Origin of the sequence: Candidatus Poriferisodalis sp. (genome assembly GCF_965198245.1) — a bacterium.
GTDB lineage: Bacteria > Actinomycetota > Acidimicrobiia > Acidimicrobiales > Poriferisodalaceae > Poriferisodalis.
This window is the reverse complement of sequence record NZ_OZ240249.1, coordinates 3,787,993-3,810,382: the sequence shown is the minus strand read 5'-3', so window position 1 is coordinate 3,810,382 and position 22,390 is coordinate 3,787,993. Positions and strand designations below refer to the sequence as shown.

The 22,390-nt window shown below is 65.8% G+C and carries 21 protein-coding genes and 1 pseudogene; 10 read left to right on the top strand and 12 right to left on the bottom strand.

Features of this window, described 5'->3' with window-relative positions; genetic code table 11:
- The first annotated feature begins 21 nt into the window (after positions 1-21).
- A complete protein-coding gene (locus tag ACOCMM_RS16915) occupies positions 22-1,707 on the top strand; it encodes an ABC transporter substrate-binding protein (RefSeq protein WP_419554297.1) in 1,686 nt (561 codons plus the stop codon).
- Positions 1,708-1,818: 111 nt separating this feature from the next.
- On the opposite strand, the gene ACOCMM_RS16910 is transcribed toward ACOCMM_RS16915, so the two are convergent.
- Together ACOCMM_RS16910 and ACOCMM_RS16905 are read right to left on the bottom strand one after the other, a co-directional pair.
- The gene (locus ACOCMM_RS16910) at positions 1,819-3,420 is read right to left on the bottom strand and encodes an FAD-binding oxidoreductase (protein WP_419554296.1); all 1,602 of its coding nucleotides are present in this window, start codon (positions 3,418-3,420) and stop codon (positions 1,819-1,821) included.
- Between the two features lie 47 nt (positions 3,421-3,467).
- Positions 3,468-4,691 carry an acyl-CoA dehydrogenase family protein gene (locus ACOCMM_RS16905; RefSeq protein ID WP_419554295.1) on the bottom strand — a complete coding sequence of 408 codons (1,224 nt, stop codon included), beginning with the start codon at positions 4,689-4,691 and terminating at the stop codon, positions 3,468-3,470.
- A gap of 68 nt (positions 4,692-4,759) precedes the next feature.
- Between ACOCMM_RS16905 and ACOCMM_RS16900 the strand changes: the two are divergent.
- Positions 4,760-5,812 (top strand): annotated as a pseudogene (locus tag ACOCMM_RS16900) (LLM class F420-dependent oxidoreductase); the annotation flags it as partial.
- 37 nt (positions 5,813-5,849) lie between these two features.
- Entirely contained in the window at positions 5,850-6,329 is a 480-nt protein-coding gene (locus ACOCMM_RS16895; RefSeq protein WP_419554294.1) for a YbaK/EbsC family protein, read from the top strand.
- Positions 6,330-6,383: 54 nt separating this feature from the next.
- On the opposite strand, the gene ACOCMM_RS16890 is transcribed toward ACOCMM_RS16895, so the two are convergent.
- On the bottom strand, positions 6,384-8,699 hold the full coding sequence (locus ACOCMM_RS16890) for an MMPL family transporter (RefSeq protein ID WP_419554293.1): 2,316 nt from the start codon (positions 8,697-8,699) through the stop codon (positions 6,384-6,386).
- A 152-nt stretch (positions 8,700-8,851) separates the two neighbouring features.
- Positions 8,852-10,489: an HD domain-containing protein gene (locus ACOCMM_RS16885; RefSeq protein ID WP_419554292.1), complete on the bottom strand. Its 1,638-nt coding sequence runs from the start codon at positions 10,487-10,489 to the stop codon at positions 8,852-8,854.
- A 73-nt stretch (positions 10,490-10,562) separates the two neighbouring features.
- Here ACOCMM_RS16885 and ACOCMM_RS16880 point away from each other — a divergent pair, with 73 nt between their 5' ends.
- Positions 10,563-10,973, top strand: coding sequence for an acyl-CoA thioesterase (locus ACOCMM_RS16880; RefSeq protein WP_419554291.1), 411 nt, complete (start codon positions 10,563-10,565; stop codon positions 10,971-10,973).
- Positions 10,974-11,030: 57 nt separating this feature from the next.
- Here ACOCMM_RS16880 and ACOCMM_RS16875 read toward each other — a convergent pair whose 3' ends face one another.
- Complete coding sequence (locus tag ACOCMM_RS16875; protein ID WP_419554290.1) at positions 11,031-11,816, bottom strand: SDR family oxidoreductase; 786 nt, start codon at positions 11,814-11,816, stop codon at positions 11,031-11,033.
- A 105-nt stretch (positions 11,817-11,921) separates the two neighbouring features.
- On the opposite strand from ACOCMM_RS16875, the gene ACOCMM_RS16870 reads away from it, so the two are divergent.
- The gene (locus ACOCMM_RS16870; RefSeq protein ID WP_419554289.1) at positions 11,922-12,215 is read left to right on the top strand and encodes a hypothetical protein; all 294 of its coding nucleotides are present in this window, start codon (positions 11,922-11,924) and stop codon (positions 12,213-12,215) included.
- A 52-nt stretch (positions 12,216-12,267) separates the two neighbouring features.
- Here ACOCMM_RS16870 and ACOCMM_RS16865 read toward each other — a convergent pair whose 3' ends face one another.
- Both ACOCMM_RS16865 and ACOCMM_RS16860 read right to left on the bottom strand, forming a co-directional pair.
- Positions 12,268-12,579: a hypothetical protein gene (locus ACOCMM_RS16865; protein ID WP_419554288.1), complete on the bottom strand. Its 312-nt coding sequence runs from the start codon at positions 12,577-12,579 to the stop codon at positions 12,268-12,270.
- Positions 12,580-12,589: 10 nt separating this feature from the next.
- Positions 12,590-12,805, bottom strand: a complete 216-nt coding sequence (locus ACOCMM_RS16860; RefSeq protein WP_419554287.1) for a hypothetical protein — start codon at positions 12,803-12,805, stop codon at positions 12,590-12,592.
- 242 nt (positions 12,806-13,047) lie between these two features.
- Between ACOCMM_RS16860 and ACOCMM_RS16855 the strand changes: the two genes are divergently transcribed.
- From ACOCMM_RS16855 to ACOCMM_RS16840, 4 genes are all read left to right on the top strand, one after another.
- Positions 13,048-14,598 carry an acyl-CoA carboxylase subunit beta gene (locus ACOCMM_RS16855; protein WP_419554286.1) on the top strand — a complete coding sequence of 517 codons (1,551 nt, stop codon included), beginning with the start codon at positions 13,048-13,050 and terminating at the stop codon, positions 14,596-14,598.
- A 226-nt stretch (positions 14,599-14,824) separates the two neighbouring features.
- Entirely contained in the window at positions 14,825-16,075 is a 1,251-nt protein-coding gene (locus ACOCMM_RS16850) for an acyl-CoA dehydrogenase family protein (protein ID WP_419554285.1), read from the top strand.
- A gap of 70 nt (positions 16,076-16,145) precedes the next feature.
- Entirely contained in the window at positions 16,146-16,916 is a 771-nt protein-coding gene (locus tag ACOCMM_RS16845) for an SDR family oxidoreductase (protein WP_419554284.1), read from the top strand.
- A gap of 43 nt (positions 16,917-16,959) precedes the next feature.
- A complete protein-coding gene (locus ACOCMM_RS16840) occupies positions 16,960-17,391 on the top strand; it encodes a hypothetical protein (protein ID WP_419554283.1) in 432 nt (143 codons plus the stop codon).
- A 19-nt stretch (positions 17,392-17,410) separates the two neighbouring features.
- On the opposite strand, the gene ACOCMM_RS16835 is transcribed toward ACOCMM_RS16840, so the two are convergent.
- The 5 genes from ACOCMM_RS16835 to ACOCMM_RS16815 form a co-directional block, all read right to left on the bottom strand.
- Positions 17,411-18,541: a Fic family protein gene (locus ACOCMM_RS16835; RefSeq protein WP_419554282.1), complete on the bottom strand. Its 1,131-nt coding sequence runs from the start codon at positions 18,539-18,541 to the stop codon at positions 17,411-17,413.
- 87 nt (positions 18,542-18,628) lie between these two features.
- Positions 18,629-19,450 carry an alpha/beta fold hydrolase gene (locus tag ACOCMM_RS16830; protein ID WP_419554281.1) on the bottom strand — a complete coding sequence of 274 codons (822 nt, stop codon included), beginning with the start codon at positions 19,448-19,450 and terminating at the stop codon, positions 18,629-18,631.
- Positions 19,447-20,427, bottom strand: coding sequence for a crotonase/enoyl-CoA hydratase family protein (locus tag ACOCMM_RS16825; protein WP_419554280.1), 981 nt, complete (start codon positions 20,425-20,427; stop codon positions 19,447-19,449). Before ACOCMM_RS16825 ends, ACOCMM_RS16830 begins: the two co-directional genes overlap by 4 nt.
- 60 nt (positions 20,428-20,487) lie before the next feature.
- Positions 20,488-21,099, bottom strand: coding sequence for an RES domain-containing protein (locus ACOCMM_RS16820; RefSeq protein ID WP_419554279.1), 612 nt, complete (start codon positions 21,097-21,099; stop codon positions 20,488-20,490).
- Positions 21,100-21,194: 95 nt separating this feature from the next.
- On the bottom strand, positions 21,195-21,824 hold the full coding sequence (locus tag ACOCMM_RS16815; RefSeq protein ID WP_419554278.1) for a hypothetical protein: 630 nt from the start codon (positions 21,822-21,824) through the stop codon (positions 21,195-21,197).
- A gap of 219 nt (positions 21,825-22,043) precedes the next feature.
- Here ACOCMM_RS16815 and ACOCMM_RS16810 point away from each other — a divergent pair, with 219 nt between their 5' ends.
- Positions 22,044-22,214, top strand: a complete 171-nt coding sequence (locus tag ACOCMM_RS16810) for a hypothetical protein (protein ID WP_419554277.1) — start codon at positions 22,044-22,046, stop codon at positions 22,212-22,214.
- Positions 22,215-22,390: the final 176 nt, after the last annotated feature.

Below are 22,390 nucleotides of genomic sequence, written 5' to 3'. Positions count from 1 at the left end.
AGTTCCACCGAGGAGGGACCCATGCAACTATCCAAGAACCGCCTTCTGCGCTTGCTAGCGCTGCTCTTCGCGTTCTCGCTCGTAGCGGCCGCCTGCGGCGGCGACGACGACGGCGACGACGCTGCCGAGACGCAGACCACCGAGGCCATGGCCGAAGAAGAGGAGATGGCCGAAGAGGAGGAGATGGTCGACGAAGAGGAGATGGCCGACGACGAACCTGAGGAGGAGGCCGGCGGTCTCAGCCAGGACGTCATCGAGCAGGCGTCGCAAGAGGACGAGATGGCCGAAGAGGAGGAGGTGGTCGACGAAGAGGAGATGATGGAGGTTGACCGCTCCACCATCGAGGGCATCTTCGCAGAAGCCGAGTCTCGTCGTGCGAAGGTCGTTGAGCGGCTGACCGCTGGCATCGAGTCCGGCGACTTCGGCGTCGGCGACGACAACATCCTGCGCGGCCCCGAGGGCTTCACGATTGACCTCAATGAGTGTCCTGACGACTGGTCGAACACCGAGGGCATCACCGACACCGAGATCCGTATCGGTCAGACGGGCCCGCAGTCGGGCACGCTGGCGTTGTACGGCAACGCTCGACTCGGCTGGCAGACGTATCTCGGCCACGTCAACTCCGAGGGCGGTATTGCCGGTCGCAATGTCGTGATGAAGTCCTATGACGATGCCTATGTCGCTGCACAGACCATTGAGTTCGTCGACGAGCTGATCGAGAACGACAACGTCTTCTCCATCCACACTCTGGGTTCGCCGAACACGCTGGCGGTGTACGGCACGCTGAACGCCGAGTGCATCCCGCAGCCGTTCGTGTGGACGGGCCACCCGGCGTGGGGCGACCCCGAGGTGCATCCATGGACCACTGGCAGCATCCTGTCCTATTCGACGGAATCTGTGCTGTGGGGCAACTGGATCAAGGAAAACCTTGCCGGTGAGCTGCCGGTCAGGGTTGCCGGTCTGGTGATGGACAACGACTTCGGCTTGGCCTACGAGCTGGGGTTCGAGGACTACGCGCACAACAATCCCGACGTTGTGTCGGAGTTCATCCCGGTGCGTCACGACCCGGCATCGCCGACGATCACGAACGAGATCACGACGATCGCAGCAGGCGATCCGGATGTCTACATCTCGATGACCGCGGGCAACGCGTGCCTGCTGGCCATTCAAGAGGTGGCGGCTTCGGGTCTGAAGGAAGAGCTGTCCGCGGCCTTCACTCCGTCGGTGTGCAAGGCACCGGCCAGCTGGATCTCTCCCGCTGGAGATGATGGAGACGGCTGGTACATCGTCGGCGGCGGTGTCAAGGACACCACCGACCCGGTGCTGATCGAGGGCGATGCGTTCATCCAGTTCGTCCGTGCGAGCTTGGAAGCGAACGATCTCGATCCCGACATCGCGATGTTCGGCAACGGCTACATGATTGGCTACCCGTACATCGAGGCACTGCGCATCGCTGCGGAGCTGCCGGACGGCCTGAACCGGACGAACTTCATCCTGTCGGTGCGGGCGATTGACATCCATCACCCGATCTTCCTGGATGGCATCACGTTCGCCATGAACGGCAACGCAGATGCGTTCCCGATCGAGGGCACGGACTTCAGCCAGTACGACTCGTCCACGCACTCCTGGATCGTCTCGAACGTCATCGACGTGAACGGCGCTTCAGGCAACTGCGTCTGGGACAAGGACGACGGCGGCTGCCGCTAGGCAGGCGCCGCATCAGAGTCGGGGCTGCCGTTAGTCCTGACTGACTGAGCGAGACAGAGCGGCCGTCGCCGCCGGGGAGCAATCCTCGGCAGCGGCGGCCGCTCGTCGCGTCTATGGGTCGATGAGGACGCCGGGGTTGAGAATGCCGTTGGGGTCGAGGCGCTTCTTTGCGGCTCGGATGGCCTCGGCGAACAGCTCTGGACGCTGGCGGTCGTACGCGTTCGGCCGGTGCATGCGGCCCACCGCATGGTGGTGGGTGGCGGTCCCGCCTGCGGACACGAGCACTTCGTTGGCGGCGTCCTTGACGGTTTGCCACTGCTCGAGCTCGCCGCCCTGGGTGCCCATGCCCGACCACGTGTAGTACGGCGCCGGGCCGTCGGTGTAGACGTGGGTGAACCGACACGAGAGCGAGTAGTGCTCGCCGAACACCTCAGCGAGCACCGCGCCCACCTTCTCGCGCACGACGGCGTCGAATTCGGGCCATTGGTCCCAGGTGATCGCAGTCTCGAAGGTGTCATTGATGAGGCCCAGCGAGGTCTCGACACCATTGCCGACGCCGATGAACGCACTGCGCCATGCCCCCACGGCACCGCCACGGCCGGTCGGCGTGCCCGTGCCGTCGTCGATTTGGATCTCGTCGTCGGGAAGATGCCCACCGCAGCTGCGTGCGATCTCGGCGGCTTGTGCGATGTTGTGGCGCTGGGTCAGCTCTGCTGACTCGAACGACACGATGACCAGTGCGTGCTCGCCGTCCATCCCGGCGGCACGGCCAGCCTCCGCGGGGTCGAGGATTCGCAGATTGGCCGGCCACAGCTTCGCCTGTACAAGGTGTCGCACGGCGTCGTACCCGGCTTCCCACGATGGGAAAGTGATGCCGGCTGTGGCTCGGAACGTGGGCCGCTTCTGGATGCGCATCCACGCCTCGGTAATGATCCCGTAGATGCCTTCCGAGCCGATCACCATGCGGTCGGGGCTGGGGCCCGCGCCCGAGCCCGGCAGGCGGCGCGACTCCCACCAGCCCGACGGTGTGATCATCCGCGCCGACTCCACGAACTCGTCGATGTGCGTGTGGTTGGTGGCGTAGTGGCCGCCTGAACGCGTGGCGATCCAGCCTCCCAGCGTCGAGAAGCGGAACGACTGGGGGAAATGCCGCAGCGTGTGTCCGCTCGGTCGTAGCTGGTCTTCGAGATGCGGGCCGAAGACGCCGGCCTGGATGCGAGCCGCCCGCGACACGTTGTCGATCTCGAGCACTTGGTCGAGTTGGTCCAGCGAGATGATGACGGTGGGACCGCGGTCTTCGGGGGGTGCGAGACCCCACACCACCGACGAGCCGCCCCCGTAGGGCACGGCGATGTAGCCGTTGGCGTCGCACCAGTCGAGCGTGGCCTCCACCTCGGTCTCGTTGCGAGGGTGCGCCACGACGTCGGGCGGGTTCGGGAAGTCCAGGTTGAACGCTCGCACCCGCTCGGTGAAGTGGGCGCCGTAGGCGTAGCGGGCACGGTCGTAGGTGCTTACCGAGCACCAGTCCGCGACCGAGTCCGGAATCGCAATGCGGGGTGCGCGCAGGTCGGCGTCGTCGACCGAGGGCACCGGCTTGGCCGTGATCTCAGTGCCGTACTGGGCCGACAGCTTTGCTGCCAGCGCCGCTCGATCGGCGTCCGTCGGTTCCTCTGATTCCAGGCACCACGCCCAGAATGACTTGCGGTCTGCCATCTCTCATGCCTCCACGTGCGTGAGCGTCAAACTAGGCGCGCAGCATCTCAGTCGTCGGCGAGCAGTGCCCTGCTGATGACCAGCTTCTGGATCTCGCTGGTGCCCTCGCCGATGATCATCAGCGGCGCATCGCGGTAGTAGCGCTCCACTGGATATTCGGTGCTGTAGCCGTTGCCGCCGTGAATGCGCATGGCATCCAGCGCCAACTCCGCGGCGGTCTCGGAGGCGAACAGCTTTGCCATCCCCGCGGCCAGATCGACCCGCTCGCCCGCGTCGGCCTTGCGGGCGGCGTCGTAGGTCATGAGCCGTGCAGCGTGCAGCTTGGTGGCCATCTCGGCGATCTTGAACGCGATGGCCTGGTGCTTCGCTATGGGCTTGCCGAAGGCCTCGCGCTGCTTCGCGTACGCCACCGCCGCGTCGTAGGCGGCCTGAGCCACGCCGACGCCACGGGCGGCCACGTTGATGCGGCCCAGCTCCAGCGCAGCGAGTGCCCAGCGAAGCCCGTTGCCGATGCCCCCTGCTCCATTGAGACCATCGCCGCCCAGCACCCGGTCGGCGGGCACGCGGTGATCCACGTAGGACATCTCGACGGTCTCGAGGCCGCGGTACCCGATCTTGTCGATCTTGCGGCTGACGGTGATGCCGCCCGAGGTCTTCCCCGGTGTCTTGTCCACCAGGAAGCAGGTGATGCCCGAACTGCCGGACGCATCGCCTTCGGGCACGCGCGCCAGCAGCGCCACGATGCCCGCGCGCTCGCCGTTGGTGACCCACATCTTCGTGCCATTGATGACGAACTCGTCTCCGTCGCGGACTGCTCGGCAGCGCAGGGCGCCGGCGTCGGAGCCGCTGTCGGGCTCGGACAACGAGAAGCAGCCGCGCAGCTTGCCGGTGGCCATCCGCGTTAGCGAGCGGTCCTGTTGCTCTGCGGTGCCGAACTGCGAGATGAGCTTGGCGCAGATGAGGTGGCTGTTGATAATGCCCGCCAGCGACATCCAGCCCCGTGAGAGTTCCTCGATCACCCGTGCGTAAGTGAGGTGGTCGAGGTTGAGTCCGCCGTGCGATTCACCGATGGTCGCGCCGAACAGACCGAACGCCTCCATCTGTTCGGCCATCTCGGTGAGGTACTCGTCGGCAAGCTCCAGCGCCGACGATCCCGGCACGACAACGTCGTCCACCCAGTGACGCAGCGTGTCAATGATCTCGTCGGCAGTGTCGTCGACTGACCCGTCATTCGGGACCTCGCTGGCACCTGTGTGCGTTGCATCGCTCATGCGTCGGCCTGACGTCGGTGTGGTGTTGCTTCTAACATGCGCGCCGACCCCCCAGCGGATGGAGTACATCGATGAAGATATCCATGGCGATTGGAGCCGGTGCGAGCTTGGACCCCAAGCGGCTGAGCCGACATGTGGCCGATCTCGAAGCTGCCGGCGTCGACATGCTGTGGGGCGGCGAGATCTACGGCTTCGATCTGGTCTCCACCCTCGCGTACGTCGCGGCCAAGACCGAGCGCGTGCAGCTCATGACCGGCATCCTGCCGATCTACTCGCGCAGCCCAACCATCCTTGCCCAGACCGCCATGACGATCGACACGCTGTCGGAGGGCCGTTTCATCCTGGGTCTCGGCACCTCGGGCCCGCAGGTGATCGAGGGCTGGCACGGCGTGCCGTTCTCGAAGCCGCTCGGCCGTACCCGAGACGTGATCGAGATCTGCCGCAAGGTGTGGGCGGGCGACAGGGTCGTCCACGACGGTCGGGCCGTCAGCCTGCCCCTGCCCGAGGGCGAGGGCAGCGGGCTGGGCAAGCCGCTCAAGCGCATGGGCAAGCCGTATCGCCAGGACATCCCGATTGCGGTGGCTTCGATCGGGCCGCGCAACGTCGAGCTGACCGCAGAGCTGGCCAACGTCTGGCAGCCGATCCATTTCCTGCCCGAGAAGTTCAACGAGGTGTGGGGTGACCCGCTGGAGACCGGCGGCGCCCGCCGGGCCGACGACCTCGGCGATCTGCAGATCGTGGCCGGCGGCACCGTGGCGCTCGGCGACGGCCCGATGGTCGATTCGGTGCGCAAGGGCGTGCGGGACACTGTCGGCTTCTACGTGGGCGGCATGGGCGCGCGCGACAAGAACTTCTACAACGACCTGTTCAAGCGGTACGGCTACCTGGACGAGGCGGAGAAGATCCAGGACCTGTTCCTGACCGGCAAGCGCGACGAGGCGTTCGCCGCGGTGCCTGACGACTATGTCGACCGGGCCAGCCTCACCGGCGATCCCGAGCGGGTAAAGGAGCGTGTCGAGGTGTACCGCTCGGTCGGCGTGAGCTACCTGGATATCACCATCCCGCCCGAGACCGAGAACCCCCTCGAGGTCATCTCCCAGATCAAGGCGTGGGCTGAATAGCCAGACGGCGTCTGGGGCAGCGGCCGACAGCAATCACATGAGCTCGGGGCGTGCGAGCGCTCGCGAGCGATTCTTGGCCGGAGCACAAGAGGTGGGGATGGCGCCGGAGATCCTGCGCTTTCCCGACGGCACGCGCACGGCCGCGCAAGCGGCTGCAGCAGTGGGCTGCGAGCTGGGCCAGATCGTGAAGTCGTTGGTGTTCCTGTGCGACGGCGAGGCCGTGCTGGCGCTGACGTCGGGTGCCAACCGTGTGGACACGGCGCAGCTCGGGACGGTGCTCGGCGGCACGATCACCCGAGCCGACGCTGACGGGGTGCGCGACGCCACGGGCTATGCGATCGGAGGCACGCCCCCGTTCGGCCATGCTCGTCCGCTGCGGGCAGTGGTGGACCGAGCGCTGCTGACCTACGACACTGTGTGGGCGGCCGCAGGAACGCCCGACACGGTGTTCGAGCTGACGCCCGACGAGCTGGTGCGCGCCAGCAGGGCAGAGGTTGCTGATTTCGTCGATGGTTGACCGCCTCTGGCGGGGCGCCGACCGCTGAGACTCGCTGGCGTTGCGGTCTCGCCCTCAGGCAGGCCGCTGGGACTGCTCACGCAGCTCGCCCTCAATACGAAGATTCGGGATGATGCGGTCGAGCCAGCGTGGCAGCCACCAGTTGCGGGCGCCGAGCAGCTCCATGGTGGAGGGCACGATGAGCATCCGTACGAGCGTCGCGTCGATGGCGATGGCCGTCGCGAGACCCATACCGAACAGCTTGACGACCCGGTTGTCCTCCAGCACGAAGCTGCCGAAGACCACCACCATGATCGCCGCCGCGGCGGTGATCACCCGAGCGGTGGCGGCAAGGCCGTCGGCGACGGAGTTGACCGGGTCGCCGGTGCGCTCGTACTCCTCTTTCATGCGCGACAGCAGGAAGACTTCATAGTCCATCGACAGCCCGAACAGGACCGCGAAGAGCATCATCGGGATGAACGGCTCGATCGGCGCCGCCTCGATCCCGAGCACGCTGCCGAACCAGCCCCACTGGAACACGGCCACCAGCACGCCGTAGGACGCACCGATCGACAGCATGTTCATGACGACGGCTTTCAGCGGCACGATCAGCGAACGGAAGACTGCCATCAGAAGCAGGAACGACGCTCCCAGCACGGCGGCGAAGAAGATCAGCATGCGCCCGGACAAGAAGTCGCTGAAGTCGATCTGGAACGCCACTGCGCCGCCGACCAGGGCGTCGACGCCAGTGCCGTCGAGGGTGGCGGGAATCACGTTGTCACGCAGTGTGTGAACCAGCGACTCGGTGTCGGCGTGCTGGGGGCCGGTGGTCGGCTGAACCCGGATCAGCGCCGCCCCTCCGTCGGGGCTCGGCACCGCCGGCGACGCAAATGCGACGCCGCCGGTTTGGTTCAGCGCCCCCGACAGCCCGTTAAGCGTTCCGAGATCGGCAGGGGCGGATGTCTCGGCCACGATGAACAACGGGCCGTTTGCACCGGGGCCGAATCCCTCGGCCAGCAGGTCGTACGCCTTGCGTGTGGTGGTGTCGGGCGGGAAGTTGCCCTCGTCAGAGAAACCGAGCCGCAGGCCCAGCACTGGAGCCGCCAGCACGAGGAGCACTGCCGTGCCGCCCAGCGCGAACAGCCACGGGCGCGCCTGGACCACCCGGCTGAGGCGGTACCACGCTGTGTCCCGCAGCGCCTTGGGCTCGCGGTGACCCAGGATGCGTCGCAGCGGGTTGCGATTGCCGCCGAACGCTCCGGCAATCAACACCGCAGCGGCTGCGGGGAGCGCGGCGAGCAGGGGGCGGATACCGGTGCCGAAGCCCAGGAGGGCGACTGCCACCAGCGCTGCGGCCGTGATGCCGCGGACCCTGGTGGTGGTCATGCGGTCGCCGGTCAGACCCAGCACGGCGGGCAGCACGGTCATGGAGCCGACCATCACGATCGCCACCGTGACGGCCGCCGAGAGCCCGATGCCGGCCACGAAGGGCAGGCCGATGAGCAGCAGCCCCAGCAGCGAGACAACCACCGTTGCGCCGGCGAACACCACTGAGCGGCCAGCGGAGTCCAGCGCGGCGCCCACGGCCTCGGAGGGCTCGAGCCCTCTGCTGAGCCACTCCCGGAAGCGGTTCAGGATGATGAGCGCGTAGTCGATGCCCACGCCGAGGCCGATCATGACGCCCAGCGTTGGCGCGAATTCGGGCACGGTCACGGTGTTGCTGAGCGCCGTGATGGCCAGCACGCCGATACCGACCCCGATCAAGGCCGTCCCGACCGTCACGCCCATGGCGACCACCGAGCCGACGGCCGCGATCAGCACGAAGACGGCGAATGCGAGCCCGATGGCCTCGGTTTCGGGTGGCTCCTGGCGGGCCAGCCAGGAACCGCCCATCTCGACTTCGACGCCGTCCATGGAGCGCAGCCCGCTGGCGTCGATGAGGTCGATGATCTCGAGGCCCAGGGGTCCGGCTTCGTCCACGTTGAAGTTGCGGCTGAGCTCGACATCGGCGAAGGCGTACTTGCCGGCGCCCGGTCCCCCGACGGCGATGCGGCGACCGCCGTCCCGGCCGTAGGGCGAGCTGACCGTCACCTCGTCGATGGCGTCGACCGTGGCGAGCAGTTCGGTCATGGCCGTACGCACCGCCGGGTCATTCACGCCGGACTCGGCCTTGAGCACGATGGTGCCGTTGATGGTGGAGCCGACGCTGCCGAAGTGGTCTTCGAGCACCTCGGCGCTGCGGTTGGCCTCGGAGTCGGGGGTTGACAGTGCTGCGCCGTAGGAGGCGCCAAGGGTGCCTGCGAGCACGGCGGCGGCCACGGCGAAGACCAGCCACGATGCGAGAATGCGCCACGGGTTGCGGAAGCACCATTGGCCCAGAGCTGCGTACACAGTCGTCTTCCTTCCGCGAGGGTGAGCGCCGTTGCCGCCCAGCGCGACGACCAGGGGCCGGGGTGCGGCGCCCGGAGGGGGGGACCAAGCGGCGAAGCTACTGGCCTGAGTGGGCTGTGCTGTGCTTGGATCGGGCGGCTTGTGCGCTGGCTTCAGTGCTGGCTGGCGGGTTCGGCAGGCGCCGCTGCTTTGCTGGCGGCCAGACCATTTGTCGGGTGCACTGCCTTGCCTGTCTCCGCGACCTCGAGCTGGATCACCACCGTGCGTCCCGTGATGACTTCGAGCAGTGCGCTGCGGGCTCGGGCGGTGAACAGCTCCACCGAGGTATCGGCGCCTGGTGAGACCCGTGCTATCAGCCTGAGTTCATGGGGGCGCGCGTCCGCCACCCGCACGCGCGTCACGACCTGACGGTTGGAGCGGTCCAGGCCGATCGCCACCCGAAGCATTGCCGCCATCCACCGCACCTTGTTCTTGTCTGTCGAGCTCAGCGAGGCGAAGTCTGCGTGCTTGGACTTGGGCGCGCTCTTGCGGTGGTAGCGGGCCACCTGGGCGATGATCTCGATCTCGCGCTCGGTGAAGCCAGTCAGGTGCTCGCTGTTGCGGATGATGTAGTAGCTGTGGCGGTGGTGGGCGCTGTGGGAGATGAAGATGCCCACGTTGTGCAGCAATGAGGCTGCCTCGAACAGCTCCCGATCCTCATCGTCGAGCCCGTGCTGCGATCCCAGGCCGTCGAACAACTCGAGTGCCAGATCGGTGATGTGCTCGGCGTGCCCGAGGTCTTCGTGGTAGCTGTTCGCCACGTACATCACGCCTGAGCGCCGCAGATCCTCGAGGCGATGGAACGCGTCCAGCTCCGGCGCAGCGGCCCGCCGCATCTGCTCGAACAAGATGCCTTCGCGCAGTGCGTAGTCGGAGACCTCCATGCGCTTGATGCCGAGCAGCTTGAACGTCTGCTCCAGCAACAGCACGCCGCCCACGATGATGTCCGCCCGGCGTTCTTCCAACCCCTCGATAGCGAGGCGGTGCGCGGGTTCCGTGGCGTTTACGAGATCCTCGGTGAGCGAGCGAAGTTCCTTCGCCGTGAATGACAACCGCCCGGTACGACTGTCGCGATCGCCACGCCGGATCGCGCAAATGCGCGCAAGTGCCGCGATGGTTCCCGACGAGCCGACCGCGGTCTCGAAGCCAAGCTCCGCGATCTCGGACGGCAGGTGCCCGAGGAACGACTCGATGTAGATACGGCACTCCAGCACGGACTGCTCGCAGGTCCGACCTTCGGGAAAGAAGCGATCAGTCAGCCGGATCGAGCCCAGCTTCAGGCTGCGCAACAGCAGAGGCTCGGAGCCGTCGCCGATGATGAACTCCGTCGAGCCGCCGCCGATGTCGATGAGCAGATGGCGTTTGTCGAGCAGTGGGACCGCCGCCAGCACGCCGAGATGGATCAGCCGGGCCTCTTCGACGCCAGACACCACTTCGATGTCCACGCCGGCCTCAGTTCGGGCGCGCTCGGTGAACTCGTTGCGGTTGTCGGCCTCGCGAACCGCGCTGGTGGCCACCGCTGTGACGCTCGTCGCGCCGGCATGGGTAGCGATCCGTCGCATCCGGCCGAGCGTTTCGATGCCGCGATCCATGGCGTCGGGTTCGAGGCGCTTCATGTCCTCGCCGCCCGAACCCAGCCGGACCGGTTCGCGTTCGCGGGTCAGCACCTCGAAATGGCCCTCGGCGTCGACGGATGCGACGACGAGGTGGAACGAGTTCGTTCCCACGTCGATCGCTGCGATGACGCTCACGTACCGCAACGCTAGAGGGATAGGTGCGCGACCCGGAAGATGGCGGCGGCTGTTGCGCCCTAGCGTTGCGCCGATGGCGACCCACGCGACCACGATCGTGCCGCGCTTCGGCGAGTTGGACCCCTACAACCACGTCAACCACGCGGCCTATGTGTCGTACTTCGAGGCAGCCCGCTGCGTGGCGCTCGAATCGGCCGATCTCGCGTTGCCGGACCTGTCAGACCAGAACGTGCAGATCGTGGTGACCAACCTCGAGGTGCGTTTCCGAGAACCTGCGACGGCGCGAGACACGCTGCGTGTCGAAACCGAGCTGGCGGAACGTCGGCGCGCGAGCACGCGCTGGCAGCAGCGGATCATCCGCGAGGCCGATGACGCGGTGCTCGTGGAAGCCAACCTCGTCGCAGCGATCTGCGACAACGACGGCAAGCCCCGCCGTCCGCCCCCCGATCTGATGGGCAAGCTCGAAGCGCTGCTGGCCGGCTAGACGACGGGGGACAGCCGCCGCAGTGTTGGTTGCGACGGCGGGTTGGGTTTCGTGGCGCTAGACGACGGGGGACAACCCGCCGTCGATGTTGATGGCGGTGCCGGTGACGTAGCTGGCGGCATCGCTCGCGAGGAACAGGGCGAGGTTCGCGAACTCTTGGGCATCGCCCATGCGACCGGCGGGAATGCGGTCCCCGACCGCTGCGGTGAATTCGGTGAACGTGGTGCCGGCTCCCTCCCGCTCCCAGCGCGTACGCCACTGGTGAGTGACGAGCAAACCGGTGATGAGTGCATTCACGAGGACGCCGTCGGCGGCGAACTCCGACGCGAGCGCCTTGGTCATCGCCATGCCTGCCGCCCGGGTTGCCGCGGTCGGGCACGTCTGCGCGCTTGCGGCCTTCGCTCCGATGTTCAGCGAGTTGATGATGCGACCCCAGCCCTGGTCGCGCATGTGCGGCAGGCACAGCCGGCACAGCCGGATCGCAGAGAAGAGCTTCAGGTCGAAGTCGTCCTGCCAGTCGTCATCGTCAATCTCGAGAAACGGCTTGGCGTTCGATGTCCCGCTGTTGTTGACGAGGATGTCGATCGGCCCGCATGCGGCCACGGCCTCGGCATGAGCCCGAGCGACCTCTGAGGCCTGACGGACGTCAGCGGAGATCGCCGCATGGGCTGCATGGGGGTTCGCAGCCTGCAGTGCCGACAGCGTCTCGTTGAGCACGTCGCGGTCGCGTGCCACCACCGCAACTGATGCACCCGCTGCGGCGAATGTCTCGGCCATGGCGCGGCCAAGACCCCGGCTGCCGCCGGTGATGAGGGCTGTGCGGCCGTCGAGTCTCAATTCCATGCGCGCACGATATGTGCGGGCGCTGTCACGCGCTGAGTCCGGGCGCTGTCACGCGCAGAGTCCGGGCGCGCCTTTGCGCCCTGGCTCAGCGAGATCTCGCAGGACGTGAGCGACGATGTGGTGTGCGTCGTCGGCTGCGGCCCGATCGGCTTGCTCGGCAGCGACGCCACGATCCGCCCGAACCGCTGGCTGTTCAAGGAGATCTCGGTGGACACCTCGCTGGCGTTCAGCCTTGATGAGATGCGGGCTGCGGCCAGTTTCATCGCTGACGGCCGCATCAGCGTCACCCCACTCGTGAACGGCACGGTCACCCTCGACGAGCTGCCGCAGACGATCGACGATCTCGCCACGAAGCGCAACGCCGCCGTCAAGCTGCTGGTTGACCCCACCGCCGGCTGACCTGGCTGCGCAACACGCGGTGCTCGGTCCAGGCGGGGTCCGCCCGAGATTGCTAGCCCGACGGCGCGATCGGCGCGCAGGCCACGAGCGTGTCGTGCATCGCTGACAGTCGGCGTGCCTCGGCCTTAGGGATGTCAGCGCCTGATCCGTACTTCCTGAGCACTTCGGCATAATTCGGGGCACCGCCAGCCGCAAGCACGCGGTCAATCTCGGCGGCGGGAACTGCGACGTTGCGATCCGGATCGGGGCCGCCCACGATCTCGCCCCATTCGATCATGCAGTAGATGTCGAACAGATCAACACCAAGCCGCTCCGCAGCAAGTCGCGCACGCACTGGCTGGTCCTCCGGGACGAGATGTCGCATGGTCGGCGGCCTAGACATCGTGCCCTCCGTTCATTTCGAGAATGTCCGCGAGCTCGTCCCAGAGCTTACGCGTGATGATCAGGATCGCAGCCTCTGCAACCCGCTGCTCATGCGCGCTTCGAGCTGCCGCTTTTGCGCTGTCGAGTGCGTCCAACACAGCGAGCGCCTCGTCGCGATTCAGCTCGATGGCACCGGGCAACCGAACGAACGGCGCATCCGCAGACACCGCTGAGACAGTAAATGGAAATAACACGAAAATCACTGTTATTTTAGCAATGGCCTGTCCACTTGGACACGAGAGCAGCAGCCCGACAGCAGTCAAACTCCAGGCAAGACACCTGCCAGAAGCAGCGCGCCCGCAAAGCACCTCGGCACTGCGCGTACCCTCAGGACACTTGGATCCTGCTGTCGCGTGTGAACGGCTGCGGTCCCATGACCCGAGGGGCGAAGGCAAGAAGAGGGGGCCCGATGAGCTGGGAGCGCGAGATTGCTGAGCTTCGGCGCCGGGAGACGTTTGCCGAGGCGCTGGGCGGGCCCGACAAGGTCGAGCGACAGCACTTCTTCGGCAAGATGACCGTGCGCGAGCGCATCGACGCCATGGCCGACAAGGGTTCGTTCCACGAGATCGGCAAGACCGCCGGCGTCGCGGAATACGACGATCACGGCAACCTCGTCCACCTGACGCCGTCGAACTTCATCTTCGGCCTCGCTCGCATCGACGACCGTCCGGTCATCCTGTCCGGCGACGACTTCACAGTGCGGGGCGGCTCGTCGGACGCCACCATTCCGGAGAAGCGCAACGCAGCCGAGTCCATGGCCTACGAGATGCGGCTGCCGCACATCCGGCTGGTGGACGGCATGGGCGGCGGTGGATCGGTGAAGTCCATCGAGATGGCGGGCCGCACGTACATCCCCGAGCTGCGCGGCTGGGACACCATCGTGAACCACCTCTCAGTGGCGCCGTCGGTATCGCTGGCATTGGGCTCGGTTGCGGGCATCGGCGCCGCCCGCGTGGCCACGGCGCACTACTCGGTGATCGTGCGCGACACCGCGCAGATGATGATCGCCGGACCGGCCTTAGTGGAGCAGGCGTCACTGGGCGACCACGGCAAGGAAGAACTGGGTCACGCCGACATCCACACTGCGAACGGCGCCATCGACGACGTGGTCGACAGTGAAGCCGAGGCGTTCGAGCGCGCACGGCAATTCCTGTCGTACCTGCCCTCGAACATCGACGAGCTGGGAGAGCGCGTGCTCAGCGGCGACAGCCCGCAGCGCCGTGACGAGGAGCTGATCTCGATCGTGCCCCGCGAGCCGCGGCGGGTCTACAAGATGCGATCCATCGTCGAATCGGTGTTCGATCAGGGCAGCTTCTTCGAGATCGGGAGCCGCTGGGGACGCTCGATCATCACTGGCCTTGCTCGCCTCGACGGCTGGCCGGTGGCGGTGTTCGCTGAGGATCCCTACGTGTACGGCGGCGGCTGGACTGCCGATGGATGCCGCAAGCTGATCCGCCTGCTCGACACGGCCTCCACGTTCCATCTGCCGGTCGTGCACCTTGAGGATTGCCCAGGCTTTCTCATCGGCAAGGAATCCGAGGAGAGCGGCACCATCCGGTTCGGTTCGGCTGCGCTGGCGGCGCTCGGGCAGTTGACTGCTCCCTTCGCGTGCGTGGTGATCCGCAAGGCCTTCGGTGTCGCAGGCGCCGCCAACAACAAACCCGGCGCGCGCAGCTTCCGCTTCGCCTGGCCGTCGGGCGACTGGGGCTCGCTGCCGATCGAGGGCGGTATCGAAGTCGCCTACAAGCAGGACCTCGCCGACAGTGACGCCCCCGACGAGCTCCTGGAAGACATACGCGAGCGGCTGAACATGGTGCGCTCGCCGCATCGTTCGGCGGAGTTCTTCGAGGTCGAGGAGATCATCGACCCTCGCGAGACTCGCCCGCTGCTGTGCGAATGGGCAGATCTGGCCCGCCGCTCGCTGCGGCCCGGGCCAAGCACGTTCGGCTACCGGCCGTAGCCGAACCACTGGGCACGGCGGCTACCGGCCCTGAGAGCATGCGCGGATTGGCACATACGCCATAGCGGAGGAGGCGGCAGGGAACTCTGCGAGGTTGGAACCTGCTGGATTCCCGGAGCAGAGGGCCCTGCCGCCTCCGCCGCGGGCGCACCCATGCGCGCGTCCCCTGAGCCATCGCAACGAGCCGCGTGGCAGACTCAGCGGCGAGCAATAGGGGAGCGCGACCATGGATCCCACATACACCGAAGAGGCGGAGGACTACCGGGAGAAGATCCAGGCGTTCCTGGCCGAGCACCTGCCGCCCAACTGGGGCGGAATGGGCGATCTCTCCGAGGAGGCCCGGGAGCAGTTCGTCGAGGAGTGGCGTGCGCTCTTGTCCGAGAACCAGTTGCTGGCTGTGTCGTGGTCGATCGAATATGGCGGCGCCGGGCTCAGCGAGGTGGAGCGTGTCGTGCTTGCCGAGGAGTTCTTGACCGCAGGCGTGCCGACGGGAGGTGACAACGACGGCTTCAGCATCACGATGGTGGGCAACGCCATCATCGAGTGCGGCACAGAGGAGCAAAAGCGCCACTTCCTGCCCAAGATCATCTCCGGCGAGCATCGTTGGTGTCAGGGCTACAGCGAGCCCGACAGCGGCTCGGATCTCGCCAACCTGGGCACTCGCGCGGTGCTCGATGGAGATGAGTGGGTCATCAACGGCCAGAAGATCTGGACCTCCAGCGGCCACACGGCCAACTGGATCTTCGTGCTGTGCCGGACGAACCCCACCGAGGCCAAGCACCGTGGCATCTCGTTCCTGCTGGTCCCGGTGGATCAGCCCGGCGTCGAGATGCGCCCGATTATCAACATCAACAACCGGCACGACTTCAACGAGGTGTTCTTCACGGACGCCAAGACGGCGAAGGAGAACGTGGTCGGCGACGTGAATGACGGCTGGCGGGTGGCGAACGTGCTGCTCGGCTTCGAGCGAGGCCACGGGGCCACCACCGACGCGCTCCGGTTCCGCAACGAGCTGGACCGAGTCACTGCGGTCGCCGTCGAGCGGGGGGCAACCGACGATCCGCTGGTGCGTCAGAAGCTCGCGCAGGCCCACTGCAAGGTCGAGATCATGAAGTGGATGGGCCAGCGCAACGTCACCAACGTGCTTGCGGGCAATGCGCCTGGGCCGGAATCGTCGCTGCACAAGCTGCTATGGAGCGAGTACCACCACTGGCTCACTGAGTTCTCGCTGGAGATTCTGGGCATGGAAGCCACTGCCCCGAGCGGCCATCCGGCGGTGAACGGCATCAACACCGACGCGGTCGGCGCAGAGTTCTCCTCGCTCTCATGGGTGCAGACCTTCATGGGCGCGAGGCCGGGGACGATCTACGCCGGCACGTCCGAGGTGCAGCGCAACATCGTGGGCGACCGGGTGCTCGGGCTGCCGCGTGAGCCGCGCGCCGACGGCGGTCCGTGGAACCAGATCGGCAAGAATTGAGCGGGTCAGAACTCGAACCGCAAGAACTAGGCGCGCACGCGCACTCACCCATGACTGAAGGGGACTGAGCATGGAATTGCGACTGGATGGCAAAACCGCACTGGTGACCGGCGGCTCGGCTGGCATCGGCAAGGGCATCGCGAAGTCGTTCGCTGATGCTGGCGCGAACGTGATGATCACGAGCCGCAAGGCCGACAAGTGCGAGGCCGCTGTTGCCGACATTGGCGGCGAGTGCGATTACATCGCCTCGCACATCGGCCATCTCGATCAGGCCGAACGTGTGATGGGTGAGACCATCGAGCACTTCGGATCGCTGGACATCCTTGTCAACAACGCCGCGACCAACCCGTGGGCCGGTCCGATGGTCGATTGCGACGTTCCGCGGCTCGACAAGACCTACGAAGTGAACCTGCGGGCGCCGTTGCAGTGGACCCAGACGGCGTGGCGGATGTGGATGTCCACCCACGGCGGTTCGGTCATCAACATTGCCTCGGTCGGCGGGCACCACACCTCCGAAGCGCTGGGCGTCTATTGCATGTTCAAGGACGCGCTCATGCACATGACCCGCCAACTCGCAGCCGAGTTGGGTCCCAATGTGCGGGTCAACTGCATCGCCCCGGGGCTGATTCGCACCGATTTTGCGCGCGTGCTCTGGGATGGGCCGCGCGGGAAGATAATCGCGAACCAGCTGCCGATGAAGCGGCTCGGCGAGCCGTCTGACATCGGCGAGGCGGCACTGTTTCTCTCGGCGGCTGCGACCTGGATGACTGGGCACGTCATGGACATCGATGGCGGCGAGTGTGTGAAGATCTCGAGCGACCTGCCGCTCGAAGAGGGCTAGCAACGGTCCGCAAACACGCACGAGCGGCGGCATCATCAAGGTGATGCAGTCCACGAACAAGGCACCGCTGCGCCCGAATGGCGCTCGATTTCCGCTGTTGATTCTGGCGGCGTGGACCGTGGCGATCTGGTTGACTCGCATCGTCAACGTCTCCCAAGCGGGCGACCTCGGCTTCGGGGGAACGCTGTGGCGCGTGCTCGTTGCCCTCATGTTTGTGAATCTCGGGCTCGCGACGCTCGTCTGGGCTGTCTCAGGCAAGTTCGGCCCGAGGTGGTTCGTGATGCTGGCAACGCTGTCGGTGCTCTACTGGCCCATACGCAGCGCGCAGCTCTGGGCCGGCAGCACTCAGACGACTGGCTTCAAGCTGGTGCACACAGCGCTGATGCTCGCCACTATTGCGGCCGTGGCGTTCGCGGTCTGGGCAGTTCGCCGCGCTCGCCGGTTAACAACGGAGCCAGTTCAGGAACTTGGTTGAGCTATCACCCATGTCCGATTCAGGCGAATGGATCGGTGGTCTCCATTGGGTCGCGCGTGGCAATGATTTCCTCGCGTATGGCGCGCAATTGTGGTGCAGCGCGATAGAAGCGGCCGCGTTTCTCTCCCTGGGGGACGAGCATTTCGACATCGACGAGGCGACGCAGATCTCGACCGGCTGCCTCGTCGCTCAGTTCCTCAGAAGCTGCTCGATAGGTGGCGTTGCGCACACGCAGGCCATTGGCTGCCATTGCGAGTGCATTGAGCGAGCGTTCTGGCAGGGAGAATTCAGCCGAGATTCGTTCCAGTTCGTCCCACAAACGTTCGGCTTCACGCACGCGTCGCAATTCGATCCGTCCCTGGCGCAAGTGAGCGGTGAGCACGAAGCGAATCCACGCACGAGCATCGCGATGTGGCTGCCACGAGCCGCCACCAACCGAACCAAGCACGTCGTAGTAGTCCTGCGTGTGAGCACCGAGATATTCCTCAAGCGAGCCGAACACTCGGTCACCGACGCCCTCTTGCGCCAGTACAAGCGTCTGCAAACAGCGCGCCATGCGTCCGTTTCCATCGCGGAACGGGTGGATCATCACGAGGTTGAGGTGAGCCATCGCGGCGCGAACGAGGACGGGCTCGTCTGGGGTTGGATTGTTCAGTGCCAGGAGTATTTCGCGGATCAGCGATGGGACCTCGTCGACATCTGGACCCTGGTAGACGACGATCTCCTGAGCGTCGTCGCGGACAAAGACGTCGCCGATGCGCCATTGGCCTGGCCGCGCAGCGAGGTCGTAGTTGAGCATCATGAAGTGCAGACCGCGCAACAAGTGCTCGCTGTAGGTCGGATCGGGATCGTCAGCGATTTGCAGGACGTAGGTCATGGCGTCCCGGTATCCGCGAAGCGCCTGCCGCGTTTCCTCGGCGGCGTCAAGAGGTTCCGCATCGTCGCTGATCGCGAGGACGTCATCCAGCGACGCGTAGTAGCCCTCGATGCTGTTCGACCCTTGCACAGCGCGAGCACGAGCCATTCGCCGTAACAGGCCGTGCCAGCGACGGGGCTGTCGCAGGCGGAAGCTCAACCGTTGTCGCAGGTCCTCGACCTCGGTGACGACGTGGCGCTCCGTGGCGTCCAATTCAGGTGTGGTGAACAACATGCCGGTAACTCGGATATTTTCCTCGGTTATGGCAGATAATATCCGTGTTTGCGCGGTTTGTAACCGGTTATCCGAAACTCCGAACTTTCAGAAGGCCCCAGCGAACGCGGGAAGGGTCGCGAGCCACGCTGCGACAGCCCGAGGGTCCTCGACCATGGCGTTGTGGCCGAGGCCGAAGAACACGTGCGGTGTTGTGACCCCGGCGGCGAACGGGTTTGTGGCGGCAGTCGCGGCCAGGTCGTCGTGATGATCGGGGGCGGCGAGCGGATCGTGCTCTCCCAGCGCCATCACCACCGGGCACTTCGCTGCGGGCAGCAAGCCCGTCATGTCCGGCGGACCGACGCCGACCGTGGCGGGATCCTGGGTGGTTCTCCAGAGCCAATCGGCGCCTACTGCGCCTGAGGCCTGATCGGCGATCACACCGGAGTCGATCGTTGCCGAGAGACGCGGGTCATCAGGTGCGAACACGCCAAATAGCCCCGACAGCTTCATGAACCACTCGACGGCGCCGTCCCGGTCTTCGAACATGCGCGGCGGCCGCGCAGCGAGGCCGTCGATGCGAGACAGCTCCTCGTCGGACCAGCGCAGCTTCACTCCGATCGTCGCCACATGTGTCGGCGGCGGTCCGAACCAGCCCGAGGCGAGCGCAAGCCCGACCGCCCCGCCCATCGAGTGTCCGACGACCGCGTACGGCCCCGGGCCGCGGTCACGCTGCAGCGCCTCGGCCACGTCGGCCGCCATCACCCCGAACGAGTAGTGCCCATGCCACGGCGCCTCACCGTGCCCGCGAAAGTCTGGTGCGTAGACATCGCCGTCCCACAGCTCGGCCACGACGTCCCACACGTGCCGGTTGGCCCCCAGCCCGTGTAGCAGGACCAGCGTCAGGCCGTCACCCGCCTGCCCGCTCATCGCGGCCGCTCGCCGTAGTCGCCGTGGGGAGCATCCCGCTCAGCGATGACCTGGCGGAAGCCCTTCGTCTCGAAATGCTCCACCCAGCGGTAGGCCTCCTCGGTGTGGCGGGTGACACCGTCGAAGAACGTGCCGAGCAACTGACTCGTGCGCAGTCCCATGTTCTCGAACGCCTGGTTGATGAGCAGCTTGTTGAGCGCTAGCTGGTTCGCCGGGATATGCGCAAGCCGGCGGGCGAACGCCTCAATCTGCTCGCCGAGCTCGTCGGGCGGGTACACGTAGGCGACCAGCCCGATGCGATGGGCCGTCTCGGCGTCAATGGCGTCGCCCGACAGCAAGAACTGCTTGGCGTGCTCGAGGCCCAAGCGGTAGACCCACATCATCGTGGTGGGCGTGCCGTAGATGCGTGAGGGGGCATAGCCGATGTACGCATCTGAGGCCATGAACAGCAGGTCGCAGCACAGGATCATGTCGGTGGCTCCGCCGATGGCCCAACCGTGGATCTGACCCAGCACCGGCTTTGGGCATTCCCAGATCTTCATGAATCGCTTCACGTTGTGGCCCATGAACTGCCAGTCCCGGACAGGGTCCCAGGCACCCTCGCGAGGCTTCGGACCAGGAGCGCTGTAAGGACTGCCCCACGAGTCGTACAGCTCCCCTGAACTCGATTCCACGGTGCTCGCTGCCACATTGCCGTGGCTGCCGCCACGGGTGCTGCCCCCGCCGGGGTTGAGGTCATATCCCGCCGTCAGCGTTGGGCCGCTGCCTCGGAGCACGATCGAGCGAACGCTTCTCGATGCCGTCGCCCGATCGATCCCGTCCGCCACCCCCGCAATGACGCCCTCGGTCAGCGTGTTCATGCGCTCGGGCCGGTTCAGGGTGATGAAAGCGACAGTGTCGGCCTCGGTGTACAGCACCACCGGCTCAGCCTCTGCTCTACCTCCCGGACGGCCTTCTGCGGATGGTTCTGCGCTCATGACGCGGACGCTAGTTGGGCGTGCAGCCGAAGCTCGGAGTGAAGTTGCTTTGAGGGCAGCTCAGTCTTCGACATGCAGACCCAACGCCACGGCAAGTTCGGTCACGAAGGCCAAGCCGTTGCCGACGCTGAGGTCTGCGTGAACGATGTCTGTGTTGAACCAGTCGTGGCCTCGTCCGTTGCTGTCGTAGATGATTGCCGTATGTCCAGCTTGTTCGACGATGGCCAGCAGTATTCGCATCGGCTCACGTGCGTGGTCAGCGGCGACTTCAACTTGTCGCGAGTGCCAGATGAATCCGGCGGTCGGTTGCCCGCCGATCGATGCCTGAGCTCGTTGCTGCGCCCATCTGCGTGTGCACGCATAGTGCTCTGGGGGACTGGCAATGAGCTGCTCACGCCCGATCCCGTAGTGGTCGAGTTGGTCGTCGCGTAGGTCTATGACGCGAAGGTCTGTCAGGCATGTGACGCGGCGCAGGCATCGTCCACGCAGATCTGTGCGCTGAATGGTTGCAGTTGCACCCCAGACGTCGTGCAAGGCGCTCTCCAGCAGCGCACCTACGTGGTTCTGTGCCAGATAGACGTGGGGGATCGGCGGGCCGTCGGTGGCGGGAAGTGGGCTGAATCGGCTGTCGCCGACTCCTGTGCTGTTGAAGACCTCGGCGTGGCGCGACACGTTGTACCACGATGTCCCAGCTTTGATGACGTGAGAGCGGAGATGCTTGGGTACGTCAGGGCGCGCTACCGGACAGTTGCCCAGATCGGGGCAGTTCACGCGGCGATTTGGATGACCCGTCGCCGGGCCGCTGCGTAGACCCGCTCAGGACTCGACTCGATCAGCTCGGCGGCGATCTCGCCGGACAATCCTGCGTTGGGTTCCGCGATCCATCGCCAGATGCCCCAGCCGGTCATCCCAGCGTCTTGCAGGACAGAGATCACCCGCTGCCAATGTGCACGGAACTCAAGTGCCTCATCGAGTAGGACGGCCGGAATGTGAGTCTCGCCGTTCACTGTGACGGCCAGCACTTCGCCTCGCTTGCCGGCCCGCTGGATCTGTTTGTGCACGGTGTTCACAGGCCGCCCATGCGCTGCTGCGAGTTGCTTGACAGTGAATGCCCCGCTGTCGAGCAAGGTCTGTCGAGCGGCATGCACACGGTGGGCGTTGAGGATGCTGACTTCCATGTCGGGTCGCAGATAGTGATCCTCTACGACCCCAAGGACATCTTCGGCGCTCGGCTCGCCTTTTTCGGGACCAACGGCGATGCTCCGCGGCGGGTTCGCGAGCACGAGATCAGACGTCGTTAGGCCCCACTCGGTGAGCCATGCGCTGGCCGCGGCCATCCGCCCAGCCATCCGTCGACCTGCCTGCGTCGCCTCATCTTGACCGAGCGTCTGTGCCATGTCGCCTCTCTTGTCCAGATTATACACGACAGCACTATTGGTGACATATAGGACACACGAAGCGGTGCCCGTCCATGGGCTGGCTCGCCCGAAGGCCCATGCCCTCGAAGGCTCCTCCAAATCCTTGATTCAGACCCCTCCAAATCCCCAGTTCGATCAACCTGCGATGCGTGACGCAGTGTCCGCCGACCCAGCGACGGCGCGGTCACGGCATTCGAGGTGAAGGCCGCAGCCCGTGTCGATCACAGCGATACACGCGGCCTGCGTGCGCTACGCGACACCCTCGGCGACGCATTCAATGCGGGCTTCGTGCTGAACACCGGCGAGTTGACGTACCGGCTCGACGACCGCATCATCGTCGCTCCGGCCGATCGCCTGCGGAGCACGTGACCGCGTCAAGAGCCGATCCGGCCAGCCGCTGTGCGCAGGCATCACGTGGAGCACGGTGGTGCTCTGTCGGCCGTACCTCCGCCGGAGTATCGTGGGGCGCAATCTTCCCCGCCTTTCAGGACGCCTCGCGCTTGACCTGGAATGGCGGGGCTTTTCTTTGTTGCCTCGACGACCTC